General features: G+C 51.0%; 16 protein-coding genes and 1 riboswitch. Of the genes, 3 read left to right on the forward strand and 13 right to left on the reverse strand.

All coding sequences use genetic code 11. The features are described from left to right. Window positions 1-64 precede the first annotated feature (64 nt). Both SAR116_RS10105 and SAR116_RS10110 read left to right on the forward strand, forming a co-directional pair. The gene (locus tag SAR116_RS10105) at window positions 65-1,924 is read left to right on the forward strand and encodes a polysaccharide biosynthesis protein (protein ID WP_190275442.1); all 1,860 of its coding nucleotides are present in this window, start codon (window positions 65-67) and stop codon (window positions 1,922-1,924) included. A gap of 174 nt (window positions 1,925-2,098) precedes the next feature. Then, on the forward strand, window positions 2,099-3,511 hold the full coding sequence (locus SAR116_RS10110; RefSeq protein ID WP_320410277.1) for a mannose-1-phosphate guanylyltransferase/mannose-6-phosphate isomerase: 1,413 nt from the start codon (window positions 2,099-2,101) through the stop codon (window positions 3,509-3,511). A 5-nt stretch (window positions 3,512-3,516) separates the two neighbouring features. Here the strand turns inward: SAR116_RS10110 and SAR116_RS10115 are convergent, their stop codons facing one another. The 11 genes from SAR116_RS10115 to thiD all read right to left on the reverse strand — a co-directional run bounded on the left by SAR116_RS10115 (window position 3,517) and on the right by thiD (window position 11,724). Beyond that, window positions 3,517-4,260, reverse strand: a complete 744-nt coding sequence (locus SAR116_RS10115; RefSeq protein ID WP_013046837.1) for an ABC transporter permease — start codon at window positions 4,258-4,260, stop codon at window positions 3,517-3,519. Beyond that, window positions 4,260-4,988, reverse strand: coding sequence for an ABC transporter ATP-binding protein (locus tag SAR116_RS10120; RefSeq protein WP_013046838.1), 729 nt, complete (start codon window positions 4,986-4,988; stop codon window positions 4,260-4,262). The genes SAR116_RS10115 and SAR116_RS10120 overlap by 1 nt, the downstream gene beginning before the upstream one ends. Next, window positions 4,985-5,692 (reverse strand): thiaminase II, encoded by a 708-nt coding sequence (gene tenA / locus SAR116_RS10125; RefSeq protein ID WP_013046839.1) that lies wholly within the window; start codon window positions 5,690-5,692, stop codon window positions 4,985-4,987. Before tenA ends, SAR116_RS10120 begins: the two co-directional genes overlap by 4 nt. A gap of 62 nt (window positions 5,693-5,754) precedes the next feature. Continuing rightward, window positions 5,755-6,465 (reverse strand): TenA family protein, encoded by a 711-nt coding sequence (locus SAR116_RS10130; RefSeq protein WP_013046840.1) that lies wholly within the window; start codon window positions 6,463-6,465, stop codon window positions 5,755-5,757. Then, entirely contained in the window at window positions 6,465-7,412 is a 948-nt protein-coding gene (locus SAR116_RS10135) for an ABC transporter substrate-binding protein (RefSeq protein WP_013046841.1), read from the reverse strand. The genes SAR116_RS10130 and SAR116_RS10135 overlap by 1 nt, the downstream gene beginning before the upstream one ends. 15 nt (window positions 7,413-7,427) lie before the next feature. Next, window positions 7,428-8,405: a HesA/MoeB/ThiF family protein gene (locus SAR116_RS10140; RefSeq protein ID WP_013046842.1), complete on the reverse strand. Its 978-nt coding sequence runs from the start codon at window positions 8,403-8,405 to the stop codon at window positions 7,428-7,430. After that, entirely contained in the window at window positions 8,402-8,998 is a 597-nt protein-coding gene (locus tag SAR116_RS10145; protein ID WP_013046843.1) for a thiamine phosphate synthase, read from the reverse strand. The genes SAR116_RS10140 and SAR116_RS10145 overlap by 4 nt, the downstream gene beginning before the upstream one ends. Continuing rightward, window positions 8,995-9,765: a thiazole synthase gene (locus SAR116_RS10150; RefSeq protein WP_013046844.1), complete on the reverse strand. Its 771-nt coding sequence runs from the start codon at window positions 9,763-9,765 to the stop codon at window positions 8,995-8,997. The genes SAR116_RS10145 and SAR116_RS10150 overlap by 4 nt, the downstream gene beginning before the upstream one ends. Window position 9,766: 1 nt before the next feature. Further along, a complete protein-coding gene (gene thiS, locus SAR116_RS10155) occupies window positions 9,767-9,961 on the reverse strand; it encodes a sulfur carrier protein ThiS (RefSeq protein ID WP_041860911.1) in 195 nt (64 codons plus the stop codon). Continuing rightward, a complete protein-coding gene (locus SAR116_RS10160) occupies window positions 9,945-10,925 on the reverse strand; it encodes an FAD-dependent oxidoreductase (protein WP_041860912.1) in 981 nt (326 codons plus the stop codon). The genes thiS and SAR116_RS10160 overlap by 17 nt, the downstream gene beginning before the upstream one ends. Continuing rightward, entirely contained in the window at window positions 10,918-11,724 is an 807-nt protein-coding gene (gene thiD / locus SAR116_RS10165) for a bifunctional hydroxymethylpyrimidine kinase/phosphomethylpyrimidine kinase (RefSeq protein ID WP_013046847.1), read from the reverse strand. The genes SAR116_RS10160 and thiD overlap by 8 nt, the downstream gene beginning before the upstream one ends. 46 nt (window positions 11,725-11,770) lie before the next feature. Next, window positions 11,771-11,871, reverse strand: a riboswitch (TPP riboswitch). Window positions 11,872-12,017: 146 nt separating this feature from the next. Here thiD and SAR116_RS10170 point away from each other — a divergent pair. Beyond that, on the forward strand, window positions 12,018-12,839 hold the full coding sequence (locus SAR116_RS10170) for a GAF domain-containing protein (protein ID WP_013046848.1): 822 nt from the start codon (window positions 12,018-12,020) through the stop codon (window positions 12,837-12,839). Here SAR116_RS10170 and SAR116_RS10175 read toward each other — a convergent pair. Together SAR116_RS10175 and SAR116_RS10180 are read right to left on the reverse strand one after the other, a co-directional pair. Further along, window positions 12,836-13,579, reverse strand: coding sequence for a sulfite exporter TauE/SafE family protein (locus SAR116_RS10175; protein ID WP_013046849.1), 744 nt, complete (start codon window positions 13,577-13,579; stop codon window positions 12,836-12,838). The genes SAR116_RS10170 and SAR116_RS10175 overlap by 4 nt on opposite strands. Next, a complete protein-coding gene (locus SAR116_RS10180) occupies window positions 13,576-14,904 on the reverse strand; it encodes a DNA polymerase IV (RefSeq protein WP_083775281.1) in 1,329 nt (442 codons plus the stop codon). The genes SAR116_RS10175 and SAR116_RS10180 overlap by 4 nt, the downstream gene beginning before the upstream one ends. Window positions 14,905-15,022: the final 118 nt, after the last annotated feature.

The raw sequence follows: 15,022 nt of genomic DNA on the forward strand, positions 1-15,022 counted from the left end.
CATGGAAAATAACCTTCGACTTCATATTCTGGCTTTGCCACGCTTTACCAAGCGGCTTGTCGTCATGCTTGTTGATGCGCTTTTGGCTGTCATGTCAGTATGGATAGCTTTCTATTTGCGCGTGGGAGAATTTCTGTCGTTATTCACCCAAAGTGCCGAACATTTTCCTCCTAGCGCTGTTATCGGTGCCGTATGTTTGTCTATTCCAATTTTCATGGCTATGGGGCTATATCGAACAGTTTTCCGTTATTCAGGTGGATCTGCGTTGATTGCTGTTGGGCAAGCCTGCGCTTTTTATAGCTTGGTATATATAACAATCTTCACTGCAATAGGTATCAGCGGTGTCCCTAGAACTGTTGGGATAATTCAGCCATTAATATTGTTTATTCTGATAGCCGGTTCGCGCGTGAGCGCGCGTTTATGGCTTGGTGGATTGTATGATGAACAATTAAAGCAAAATAAAGTTAAGCGTTCTCTGATTTATGGTGCGGGGGTAGCCGGACGCGAGTTGGCAGCGGCTCTTGCGCATAATGTTGAGATTAAGATCGTAGGCTTTCTGGATGATGACAAAAGTTTACATGGACGTAAAATACGCGGCCTGAATGTATATGACCCCAACACTATCAGTAACATCAGCAAAAAAAAGAATATAAGCGAGGTTATGCTTGCAATGCCGAGTGTTGGCCGGCAAAGGCGTAATAAGATTTTATCTAAACTTCGTGGAGCTAATCTTGCGGTGCGGACGCTTCCAAGTTACTCGGATCTGGCTCAAGGGCGCGTAACAGTAAATGACATCCGGGAACTGTCTATTGATGACATTCTAGGCCGTGATATTGTCACGCCAGACCCCGAATTAATGAGTGCTGATATTACAGATAAAGTGGTCTTGATAACAGGCGCTGGTGGTTCGATTGGTGGAGAATTGTGTAAACAAATAATCAAGCAAAAACCATCAAAGCTTTTGCTTTTTGAACAAAGTGAATTTGCGCTTTATTCTATTTTGGGAAGTCTTGAAACAGCACTTCAAGAGAATATTTCCGATGCTAGCTGTGCGCTAGTGCCAATTCTTGGATCTGTCACTGACAAAGGACTATTGGAAACAACATTCAAAGAATATCAACCGCAGACAATATATCATGCCGCGGCTTATAAGCATGTGCCGCTTGTAGAGAGTAACCCACTTGTGGGCATTCAGAATAACGTATTTGGTACTTTACTTTGTGCCGAAGCTGCTATTGACGCTGGTGTCAAAAAATTTGTCCTGATTAGCACTGACAAGGCAGTCCGCCCAACTAATGTAATGGGCGCGAGCAAACGTATCGCCGAAATGATTTTACAGGCGCTTGCAGAAGAACAAGTCACGACAACATTTGCCATGGTTCGTTTTGGAAATGTTCTCGATTCTTCTGGGTCTGTTGTACCGCTATTCCGCGAACAGATAAAAGCAGGTGGTCCAGTAACAGTGACGCATAAGGATGTAACCCGCTACTTCATGACGATATCCGAAGCGGCACAACTGGTTATTCAGGCTGGTGCGATGACTCAAACCATATCATCAAAAAAAAGTGCACCTCTATATTTATTGGATATGGGCTCACCGATAAAAATTTATGATCTGGCGAAGCGAATGATAGAATTGTCAGGGTTGAGTCTGATTTCTGACTCAATCGCAGATGGTGATATAGAAATAAATTTTATAGGTTTGAGATCAGGTGAAAAACTTTATGAGGAATTACTTATTGGTGACTCAGTAATGAGTACATCACATCCAAAAGTTAAGGTTGCCAATGAAGTGTTTTTGAGTTGGGGTACATTACGGGGTCATCTTGAACAACTTGAAACGTCGGTTGTTAACAGTGATCTCGATTTGCTTCATGCTATATTGGTTGCATTAGTGTCAGGGTATCAACCCAAATCAAATTAACTATTTTCTGTAATAGTATAAAAGTTCTAATAATCAGCCTAGAATGTATCTGAATCAATAAGCGTAAAAGTAAAAATTCAGTTTTATTGATTGTCGAGTAGGATGCTGAGTTGTATTTAATGTTTAAATTTTACCTTTATATTTTAACTATTAATGAGAGAATTGAATAAAATTATGTCAATGATTTTCCCCGTAATCCTCTGTGGTGGTGTTGGCTCGCGGTTATGGCCGCTATCACGCAAGAGTCTGCCAAAGCAATTTGCCTCGATCATTGGGGATCAAAGCCTGTTCCATCAGGCGGTCAGTCGCACAGATCGTGATGTTTTTGCCAAGCCGATTATCATCACCTCAGAAGATCACAGATTTCTTGCGCAGAAACAGCTTCGTGAACTGGGCATTGACGGGTCAATTATACTTGAGCCAAACGGCAAGAATACGGCCCCCGCGGTTTTTGCCGCAGCGCTTCATGCTAGCAGGGATCAGGCTGATGCTTTGGTGCTGGTGATGCCATCAGATCATCATATTCCAGATAATGACGCGTTTTCACAGATGGTGGCAACGGGTACTATCGCTGCGCAAGACGGGGCGATTGTCACCTTTGGTGTGACCCCTGATCGGCCTGAAACCGGATATGGCTATATTGAAACCGATATGGTCGGGGAAAACCCCTGTCGTCCTGTTGCAGCCTTTCATGAAAAGCCTGATCTGGCTAAGGCCGAGGCGATGCTGGCGGCGGGTAATTACCTCTGGAACGCCGGTATTTTTCTGTTCCGTGCTGATGTGATGCTGGCACTTGCTGCAAAATTCCAGCCCAAAATGCTGGCATCCGTTCATACGTCGCTTGATGCCGCCATCGAGGATCATAATTTCTGGCATCTGGATGCCGAGGCGTGGGACGCCATCACCCCGGATTCGATTGATTATGCGATTATGGAAAAGGCCGAGCATATCGCCTGTGTTGCTTTTCAGGGGCGCTGGTCGGATCTGGGTGACTGGCGTGCAGTTGTGGGTGAGTTTGATGCCGATGCCGATGGTAATCTGGTGGTTGGTGAAAGCTCGGCTCTTGACTGCAATAACAGCGTTTTATGGTCAGATGCTGAGGGCGTGCATCTGGTCGGTTTGGGTCTGGATAATATCATCGCGGTGGCTACCGATGATGCGGTGATGATCGCGCATGCCGATAAAAGCCAGGATGTTCGCAAGATCGTGACGCATCTGGAAGATAAAGGCGTGTCGCAAGCGACTCAGCATATTAAGGATTATCGCCCGTGGGGCTGGTTTGAAAGTCTTGCCAACATGCCGGGCTATCAGGTCAAGCGCCTGCATGTCTATCCTGGTGCAACCTTGTCCCTGCAAAGCCATGAACATCGTTCAGAACATTGGGTGGTGGTTGATGGTACCGCGACCATACAGATCGAAGATGATATTAAAAGTGTCGCCAGCAATGAGTCGGTCTATATCCATGTTGGTCAGAAACATCGCCTAGCTAATGATACCGAAGCCCCGCTCACGGTGATCGAGGTGCAGACCGGCAGTTATCTTGGCGAAGATGATATCATCCGTTATGAGGATATGTATAACCGCTGATCGGTCTAGCTTGGGTGCTCGTAGTTAATCAGACGGTCAAGCACCACGCTGATGAGCGCATAGAGCGTCACCGACATAACCCCTAATGTCAGCATCGCGGCAAACATCAGATCGGTTTTCACCCGCCCATTGGCCAGTAGCATCAGATAGCCCAGCCCCTGTGACGACCCGACCCACTCGCCTATGGTTGCGCCAATCGGGGCATAGACCGCGGCCAGCTTCAATCCCGATGCCAATGATGGTAGCGCAGCCGGAATCCGGATTTTCAGCATGATATGCCGGGTATTGGCGCCCATTGTCTGTGCCAGATCCAGATAGCCGCGCGGCGTCTTCATCAGCCCGTCGAAAAAGGCCGAAGTGACAGGAAAAAAAATAATCAGCACGGCCATTGCGATCTTCGACCCCAGCCCATAGCCAAGCCATAGCGTCAGGATCGGCGCCAGCGCAAAGACTGGTAATGCCTGGCTGAAAACGAGTATTGGCCGCAGGAACAACCGCGCCGATGCCGACATGGCCAGTTGGATCGCCGTGATCACGCCAAGGCCAGCGCCAATGACCAGACCGACAAGCACCTCAATCAAAGTGACCACGGCATGTTCGGCAATCAGCGCACGGCTACCCCATAATGTATCCAGAACACGCATCGGGGCTGGCAGAATATAGCCGGGCAAACCGGTCAGGCTGACAATCATTTGCCAGACGATAATCACCGCCGCCAGCGCGGCCGCTGTATAGATCACACTGCGCATCAGCCGGCACTCCGTAATTGCGTCAACAAGGTGCTTTGCAAAGCCAGCACGTCTTTATCGGCAAAGGATCGCGGCAATGGCGGCGACAGGCTGTCAGCGGTTTCAAGCCCCTGTGACGACATGATATAGATGACATGCCCCAGCCGTGCGGCTTCGCCGGGATCATGTGTGACAAGTAAAATTGTCCTGCCATCAAGCATTTCGGCGGCCAGTTCCTGCATTTCTGATCGTGTACGCGAATCAAGCGCTGAAAACGGCTCATCCAGCAGGACGATAGGCCGGTCTTCCATCAATGTTCGCGCCAAAGCCGCGCGTTGCCGTTGCCCGCCAGACAATGTGGCGGGTTTTTTTTGTTTGTGCGCTGTCAATCCGACGCGGGCAATGATCGCTTCGGCTTTGTCCTTGTCGGCGGTCTGTCCGCGTAAATGCGCGCCAAGGCAGACATTGTCCAAAACGCTGGCCCATGGCAACAACAAATCAGTTTGCGCCATATAGGCGATCCGCCCACGTAGCGGCGTGTTATCGCTGGCGGTGATCTGCCCGTCAAAAATGGCCGCCGTATCAAGTCCGGCGATCAACCGCAGGATGGTGGTTTTGCCAACACCCGAAGAACCCAGCAGACAGGTCCAGCTTTGCGCGGCCATAGTCAGGTCAAGCTGGCCAAACAGGGGGCGTCCCTCCAGCATGGCAGCACCAGACAGATGTACTGATGGCGCGGCTAAGGTCATCCCTTCAGGCCCATCTGCCAGAAAGCAACTTCCAGTTCGGTAGCGGTACGAAACCGGTCACAAAGCGCGTGCCAGCGTGGCGTGGCCTCGGCAGTGGTGCCTAGCTGTGTGGTGATGGCATTATCGATCAACAAACCAACATCACGGCATAATGCTTGATATTCGTCACTGGCGTAGGTGTTGATCCAGTCACCATAGTCAGCTGCAGGCTTCGACGCGGCAAGCCGTGCGCCAATTTCACCATAGCCCATAACACAAGGTGCCAAAGCCGCCAGCAAATCCAGAAAATCACCGGAATAGCCTGCTTCCAGAACATAACGCGTATAGGCGATGTTCTGGGGGGCTTCGCGTGTGGTGGATAATTCCTGTTCGCTGATCCCTTCGGCGGCACAGATGCGCACATGAAGCTGCATTTCATCATGTATAAGGGCATGAACGGTGGCTGACGCCGCTTTCATCTCCTCCAGGTTGTCTGACTTGACAATGGCCAATGCCCAGGCGCGTGAGAAATGCGTCAGAAAGATATAATCCTGCCGCAGATAATGTAAAAATGCCGCACGAGGCAATCGGCCATCAGCAAGTCCAGTCACAAAATCATGCTGTGTATAGGCCTGCCATGGCACCGTACATGCGGCGCGCCACTGGTCGAAATAATGCCCGTAACACGGAGTGCTGATTACAGTGCCATGCGAAGTTTCGTTCATAATCATCCTGTCAAATAGTGATGTGATATTATGACAAGATAAAGCTAACTTGAAAGAGGCATTTACCCCGAAAGGCTCATATCTAGGAAATTAACTTCCAATTTTGTGGTGATACGGAAACGGTCACAAAGCGTTTGCCATCGTTCTGTTGTCATGGCGTCGGCACCTAACCTTTGAACAATCGCGTCATCAATCACCCTTCCGATATGATGACATGACACCTGATGATTTTTATCGGTGTAAGTCGTGATCCATCGTTGGTACTTAGGTGCCGTTTTTAATGATGCTAGAAAGCTACCAATCTCTGCATAGCCCAGAAAAGATGGTGATAATACAGCCATCAAATCTATGAAGTCACCTGACGCCCCGACATTCTCAAAATGCTTCAAATAGGCCGTGGTTGCTGGGTTTTCGGTTGTTTCAAATAATTTCTGGGTATCAATGCCCTCGTCATTACATAGTTCGATATGCATTTGCAGTTTTGAATTGATCAGCTGATGCATCATGGCAGTTGCCATGCGTATTTCTGAAATATCACTGCCCTTACTCGTTATCTGCCCCCATGCACGGGCGAACTGAAGCAGAAATATATAATCTTGTCGTAGAAAATACACAAAATTCTTAGGTGGCAGACTACCGTCGGCCAGAGATAAGAAGAATTTATGCTGTATAAAGGCGTGCCATTGTGTGGCACAGGTGATGCGCCATTGGTCGAAATGACGCCCATAATATGGGGCGTCATTTCCATTTTTTGATCCACGCCCTAGTATCATTAATTCCCTTCAGTAACATCAATCGCAATATCAGACACATTATTAGTTGATTTAATCAGCCCCGCGTCAAAAAGAAAAGACTCAAATTGAGAGTAACGTCCTGCATCAAGTGCGGCAGGGCGCAGGGCAAAGCGCGGCAATGTATCAAACCAGGCACGATTATTCAGCTCATCCTGTAATTCGGGTGATGTGGCTGAAAAAATTTCCCAGCTTTTCTGTGGGTTGTTGATAATGAATTGCGTTGCTAGTTCGGTGGCTTTCAAAAAGCGAACCATTTTGTCCTTGTCCATTTTTGCGGGATTGGCGACATAGATCAACTCGTCATAGGGAGGCACACCTTCTTCCTCAATATAGAAACAGCGTCCCTTTACATTCTCGATATCCATCTGGTTGAGTTCGAAATTACGAAACGCGCCGATAACCGCATCAACCTGACCTGACATCAAAGCAGGTGATAGTGAAAAATTCACATTGATAAGTTCAATATCATCAAGCGTCACATCATAACGTCCCAGCACCGCCGCCAGTAAAGCCTCTTCAACACCAGCGACCGAAAAGCCGATCTTGCGATCTTTCAAATCAGCAGGTGTCTTGATCGGGCCATCCTCTAGAACCAGAAGACAGTTCAGCGGTGTGGCAACCAATGTGCCTACGCGTTTTAATGGCAGGCCTTCATGCACTTGCAGATGCAGTTGCGGTTGATAACTAACAGCAAGATCAGCATGACCAGCGGCGACAAGTTTTGGCGGGGCAGACGGATCAGCCGGGGCAACGATTTCGACCTCAAGACCGGCATCGGCAAAATAGCCATTTTCCTGTGCGATGATAAGCGGGCCATGATCCGGATTGACAAACCAGTCCAGCAATACGGTCATCTTGTCGGCGGCACCAGCGGGGCTGGCTACCAGAAAGGCCAGAATGATAAAGGGTTTTAATAAAAGTCGCATGCTTAGGCTCCGTAGTTAAGTGGCAGCGACGAGAGCGATCTCGCCGTTCCATTTTGGGTGAATTATATGCGCCGCCCGCCATGCCCGCAGGCCTGACCGACAGCATAGAACAACACGGCTATATGCCGTATCAGTGGGAAATTGCGTTGCGATGGTGGCAACGTCAAAACGGCGTGCGTTTGGGGTAACGGGTATGGGTGCCTCATCCATGCCGCGTAGCTCGACAACAAAATCATCGTCTCTGATCGCGCTTGCATCAATAAAGCTATGTATCGTGGTGGGTTCTGGCGCTTCATCAAACCGGAAATGCGCTGTGCGCATAGTGCTGGCATCATACCGTATCAAATGGCCAAGCGGTGATGGTATAAGACCCAAAGCGATTGTTAGGGCCATCTGCGCCTGCAAACTGCCCAGCACGCCAACAACCGGGCCCAGCACACCGGCACTTGCACAGCTGGCCAGATCTGCTGGTAAATCTGGAAACACCGCGCGCAATGACGGCGCCATGCCACAAAACCCGCCAACATAACCACCCATGCCAAGTGCCGAAGCGCTGATAAAAGGGGTCGCGCTATCACGGCAGATATCCGACAGGATATAGCTTGCGGCAAAACTGTCAGCACAATCTAGAACGATATCCGCCATTGCCACCAGACCATCCGCATTCAGCGGGGTCAGCTTCTGGTTAATCGCGGTGACATCTATCTCATGATTCAGATGGCTACAAAATTTTGCTGCAAGCTCCGCTTTTGACTGGCCAATCTGGCTTTGCGTGAACAGGGTCTGGCGATGCAGATTGCTGGCCGATACAAGATCATGGTCAATGATCGTGATATGGCCGATACCGGCGCCTGCTAGATATGACAATACAGGGGCGCCAAGCCCGCCAGCACCAACCACCAGCATCTTGACGGTGGCCAGCTTTGCCTGCCCGTCGGCACCAATTTCGGGCAGGATCATCTGGCGGTCATAGCGGTCAGATAGCGGCATCATCGCGTCACCTCAAGCCAGCTTTTCACACGCGCTTCGGGGTCGTCATGCAATGTTATGTCGGTAACAACCGAAATAATATCGGCTCCCGATTCAAACACCCCGGCCGCGCGATCAACGCGCATCCCGCCAATCCCGACCAGTGGAATAGCGCCAATACGCGCTTTCCATTCGGTTACCCTTGGTAGCCCTTGCTGATGCCATTTCATTTTTTTCAGAATGGTTGGATAGACTGGCCCAAGTGCCAGATAATCAGGCGCAAAACCAAGTGCCCGTTCCAGCTCGTCATCATCATGCGTACTAAAACCAAGCCTGATGCCCGCGCGGCGAATGGCATTCAGGTCTGCATTATCCATATCTTCTTGGCCTAGATGTACCCAGTCGCATCCAGCATCGATGGCGATATGCCAGTAATCATTGACTACCAGCACGGCACCATGCGCATCACATAACGCCTTTGCTTCGACAATCTCACGGCGCACTATATCCAGTGGTGCATCCTTGATCCGTAACTGGACTAATTTAACACCAAGCGGCAACATCCGCCGGAGCCAGTCGCAACTGTCAAAAATTGGATAAAAGCGGTCAAGGGTCATGATAAAAAGGCCTGTCCGATAACGGGGGTTGATGGACTTGCCATATCGCGCGGTTCCATCGGTTCGGCACTGGCGGCACGCTGGCCAGCTTGAATGGCTTCGGCCATCGCTATGGCCATTTGTTCAGGGTCGCCAGCCTTGGCAACAGCGGTATTGAGCAGTACCGCATCAAACCCCAGTTCCATCGCGCGGGCGGCATGGCTTGGCAGGCCAATACCGGCATCAATTACCATCGGCACATCCGGAAAGCGTGCCCGTAACGCCCGCAATCCATATTCGTTGTTCAACCCCATGCCCGATCCGATGGGCGCCCCCCATGGCATCAGAACCTCACATCCCGCACCAAGCAGCTTTTCGGCTACAACCAGATCTTCAGTGCAATAGGGAAAGACCTTAAAACCGTCATCACATAGAATGCGGGCGGCTTCAACCAGACCAAACACATCAGGTTGCAAACTGTCAGTATCGCCAATCACTTCCAGCTTGATCCAGTCAGTCGCGAAAACCTCGCGTGCCATATGCGCGGTTGTTACCGCTTCCTTGACATTATGGCATCCGGCGGTATTGGGCAGTATCGGTATATCTAGCCCGCGGATTATGTCCCAGAATGGCTGTCCGGCACCACCACTACCCTCACGGCGCAGTGATACGGTGGCTACCGCCGCCTGTGATGATCGGAATGCCGCCTCAAGAATCGCAGGTGAAGGATATTGTGCCGTCCCAAGCATCAGGCCGTTAGCAAGCTCGGTATCATAGAAACGCCGCATCTTAACCTCCCTGCATGGGGGCTAGGATTTCGACACGGTCACCAGCCTGTAATATGGCTGTATCGCGGTGGCTGGCAGGCACAAATTCTTCATTCAGCGCTGTTGCCACCTTGCCATCATAGGCAAGCTCTGCGAGCAGGGCGGCGATAGTGGTGGCCGCGACCTCCACGCTCTCTCCGTTAACCGAAAGTTTCATCGACAAAGGCCCCCCGGATATTATCAAGATATAGATCGGCAACCTGCCGTGCCAAGCTTGGTGCCAGCAGATAGCCATGCCGAAACAGGCCATTGGCATATATCACCTGACCCGCCCGCCGAATTTTTGGCAGATTGTCATTAAAGGCAGGGCGTAAATCAACGCCGGTTTCCAGAATTTCGGCTTCGCCAAAGGCTGGATTGAGTGCATAGGCGGCGCTGAGCAATTCCAGCATTGAGCGCGCTGTAATACGCTGGCTGTCTTGGCTTTCAATCATGGTCGCGCCCAGCATATAAATGCCATCGCCGCGCGGAACGATATAAAGCGGCATACGCGGATGTAGCAAACGTACCGGCCGTGTCATTGCAATGTCATCACTACGGATAATCAACATCTCGCCTTTGACGCCGCGCAAATCCGCCATGCTGTCGCGCGCACTCAAACCACGGCAGTCAATATAGCGGTTAAGCGAAGCTGGCGTGGTGCTGGCAATCATTTCGGCACCTGCCTGTACCAGCGACTCATAAAGGTCGGATAAGGCCTGTCTGGGGTTGATATGTGCTTCATCGGCAAAAAACAGCCCACGGGGAAAACGCGTGCCAAGATCAGGTTCCAATCTTGCGATGGCATCCGCATCAAGCGTTTCATGCGCTTCGGTCAGCCGGGCAAAACGGTTAAGGTCAGCTGTATCGCGAGCTGATGCCAGCACCAGCGATCCACGTGTCACCACCTTGGTGCGCTGTTGCCACCATCCGGTGGCCTGGCTTCCGAAAATACGCACAGGTTCTTCGGCGCTTTCGGACTCGCAAAACGGGGCTAGCATGCCACCTGCCCACCATGAACAGCCATGCGGGCCGGGCTTGCCAGCCTTGTCATAGATGCGCACCTGCACACCGCGGGCAACAAGCTCGCTGGCGACACAAAGACCAGCAACACCGCCACCAATGATTGAGATATCATCCATTAGCCCACAACTCATGAAAGTGATGAACGGGACCATGCCCGCTACCTATGTTGAGATTGTCTGCCGCCTTGATCGCCCCTTGCAGATAGGTATGAGCCTGCGTCACGGCGTCAGCCATATCCAGACCACGTCCCAAGCCTGCCGCTACGGCAGATGACAGGGTACAGCCGGTGCCATGCGTGTTGACAGTATCGCGGCGCGGCGCGGTCAGGCGAAGTGGCGAATGTTTCACGTGAAACAAAATATCGGTGCATATATCCGCATTGCCATGCCCGCCTTTCATCAGCACGGCATTGGCGCCGCTGGCAAGTAGCGCATTGCCCTGTGTCTGCATCTGCCCTTCATCATCGGCTTGCGGCACCCGCAGAAGATGCGCCGCTTCAGGCAAATTCGGCGTCAGCAGGCTGGCGCGCGGCACCAGCCTTTCCAGAAGATGTGCCACGGCATCATCAGCCAGCAGGGCGTCACCTGATTTAGCGATCATCACCGGATCAAGCACGATATGTCCGTTAAAATCGGCAAGGCTGTCGGCGACCACATCGATCACGGCGCGGTTTGCCAGCATACCGATTTTGATGGCTTTGACATCAAGATCGGACAGCACAGCGTCGATCTGCCGGGCAATCACATCAACAGGAATGGCATGAACAGCCGTTACGCTTTTGGTGTTCTGGGCGGTGACTGCGGTGATGACACTGGCACCATAGACGCCCAAGGCGCTGAAAGTTTTCAGATCAGCCTGAATACCGGCACCGCCGCCACTATCAGAGCCTGCAATTGTCAGAACAATATCACTCATAAGGTTACACTTCGTCAGCTATTTCGACGCGCGATTACCGGATAAGAGCGGAGTTATATCCGTTTCCTACGCCGGCATTGCCCGGATCAGGTTCTATGGGTTAGCCAGACGGCCTCTCAGTTCACATGAACACCCCAACGGTTATTCGTTTATGACCTATCTGGCAGATTTTATCAAGTCCGGCAGTCCTGACATATTGAAAAGACCGCAAAGCTATGCAACATTTTATAAGGTAATTCTAATTTAAAAATAGTGATGGGTATCGCCGGAACCCTGACACATGGGAGCGTTTAATGACTGTTGAATTGGCACCAAGACCCGCGAATGAAGAACGCCGTGCGCAAGCTGTCGTGAAAACCGGCATGCTTGAACATGACCAAGGCGATCTGTTCCAGATATATTGTGATCTGGCTCAGGATATCACCGGCTTTGATACAGCGACCTTCAGTCTTTTTGACGCTGACCATCAATGCCATATCGCTGCCGCCGGACGCGAAACCGAAGGTAAAAGCCTGCGTAATGTCCATAATGTCTGTTCTTATGTATTGCTCAATACAGAACCATTGCTGGCGGCGGATCTGAGTGAAAGTGAACAATTCAAGGATTTCCCGAATATCAGGAATGGCGGTGCCAAAAAGGGCTATGCCGGATTTCCGGTGATTAACAAGGATAATTATGCGCTGGGCTCGTTATGTATGGTGCATGATACGCCAAAGGCCATGGGCGCCGACAAGGTTGAGCTTGTCAAAAAGATCACCGCCAATATGGCGCATCAGCTTGATATGCAAACCGAACAGCGCGAACTGACCTCGCAGAAAATGCTCAAAGCACTTGATATTTTTGCCGAAAACAACCCTGATTGCGCGTTTGCTGATTTTAAACATTTCATCCGTCTGTGCTGTGATTTTGACATAGATATGGAAGATAGCGTGCGGCTAAAGGCATCGGGCCTTGCTGAGGCCACGCCGTCCGGCAAAGCGGGTCTTTCGTCACAGGGACGCCAATTACAATTCGAGATGGGCTTGCAGACCAAGGTGATGAACAAGATCAAGATCACCGGCGATCAGGCCAATATCATGCTTGATGATATGCTGTCGCAGATTGGCGGACTTTAGGCAAGGTTGCGGATCACAAGAACGCAACCCGAAATCAGCATCATGACAATAAGCAGACGCCGAAAAGCGTCACTTTGCATGCGTCTGAATAAGGCAATGCCCAGCTGTGCGGATATTAGCGCCACTGGTATCGCCAGTGCCAGATAGGAAAGTGTCTGTATATCGTAAGCACCGTTCACGGCCAGCATCGCGGTGCCGCATGACAGAACCACAAAATTGAATGGTTGCAGAACCGCGCGAATTTCCGCCTTTTGCCAGTCGCGTACCGCGTTCCACATCATCATCAGCGCGCCCGACAAGGAAGCGGCACCACCAAAAATCCCCGATATGAACCCAACCAGCGCGTCGGCCACCGGCATTGAACGGGTCACCCGCGGCAGTGATCTCTGGGCGAGAAAAAATAAACCATAGACGATAGAGATCACGCCAATGACAAGCTTCAGGATGCTGGCATCAAGATAGGACAGGCTGGCAACACCAATAGGTACACCGCAGATACCTGGTAGAAGAAACCATAACAGGCGTCGGGGGTTGGCGCGGATCGCCTTGCGTACCACCCAGACACCCTGCGCGCCAGTGGTAATGGATACCGCCAGAGTAATTGCAACGGCTTGCACTGGCGGCATGATATGAAGCCAGAAACCAAGTGCAAACAGGGCGGTGCCAAATCCGGCCAGCCCATTTACAAAACCGCCACAAGCCGCCCCAAGTGCGAGAAACAGATAAAAGCTGGAGATCATGTTGGCTTGACCGGCTTTTTGCTACGCTGGAAACGTCGTCCGCTTATCACCGCATCCTGACCAAGTTTGCGCGTCACCTTATCAAGCGCATCTTCAAGCCGGTCAGCCCGTTTATCATCCATTTCAAACTTATCAAACAGATCAGCATCAGGCGCATTATCGCCAAATTGATCAACCCCAACGCCAAGCAGACGATAGGCACGGTTGGGTGCGACTTCGGCTTTGACAAGATCACGCGATATGGCGAACAGTATATGCGCCTTATTGGTGCTGGTTTGCATGGTTTTGCTTCGCGTCAATATCTGGTGATTGGCACGTTTTAATTTTATTGTCAGGCGTGAGCCACGAATATTATTGGCTTTCAGGCGGGTCGATACTTTCAGGCATAGGGCTTCTAGTTCGGCTTCCAGGTCGTCAAAGCTAGACAGGTTTTTATTGAAGGTGGTTTCGCTTGAAATACTTTTGGCGGCGGCATTGGGCGCAACCGGACGCGGGTCAATGCCGCGGGCAAGTTCCTGAATCTGGCCAGCTTGCTTGCCAAGAACGATACGAAGTGCCTGCATATCTGCAGTGGCGAGATCGCCGCATGTATAAAAGCCGGCGGCATTCAACCGTGCGATGGCGGCTTTCCCCAAGCCATAGAGAACGCCAAGATCCTGTCCAGCCAGCCAGTCATCAACATGATCCATGCCGATGATGAATAGTCCGTCAGGTTTGTCGCGATCGGAAGCCATTTTTGCCAGCGACTTTGTACCACTCAATCCAATCGATACGGTGATGCCGATTTGATCGCGGATTTCACTTTGCAGGCGTACCAGCGCTTCGACCGGACTGCACCGATGCACGGCACGGGTGCCGCTAAGGTCAAGAAAGGCTTCGTCAATCGAGACAGGTTGTACCAATGGTGTCAGGGTAAACATCTTGTCACGTATCTGGCGGCTGACGGCAACGTAATGATTCATCCGGGGACGGATAATCACCGCATCAGGACATTTTTTGATAGCGCGCCATGTTGGCATCGCAGAATGGACACCAGCCTTGCGGGCCATATAGCAGGCCGCCGCAACAACGCCGCGTTCGCGGCCACCGACAATGACGGGCCGGTCTCGGAGTTCAGGATTGTCGCGCTTTTCCACAGACGCATAAAAGGCGTCACAATCAATATGGGCGATGTTCAGGTCGAACATTTCGGGATGGCTTCTTATGTCGTGCCCATGGCATGACGGGCAGGTTTGCGGTGCAACATCGTCACCAATGAAGCCGGTCTGCCCGCATGTACGGCATAGCATAGCGAATGATGAAGATGTCGAAATTGAAGGCGCCATGATAGAAGTGTAGCTGTCACGCCATTTGCGCGCTATGGTAAAATGGCACTTGAAGCCGAGATACCAATCAATGGTTTTCTTATGAATGCTTGCTAGGGTGCTTGAAAGATGGTGCTTA

The sequence above is a fragment of the Candidatus Puniceispirillum marinum IMCC1322 genome, from assembly GCF_000024465.1.
Classification (GTDB): Bacteria; Pseudomonadota; Alphaproteobacteria; order Puniceispirillales; family Puniceispirillaceae; genus Puniceispirillum; species Puniceispirillum marinum.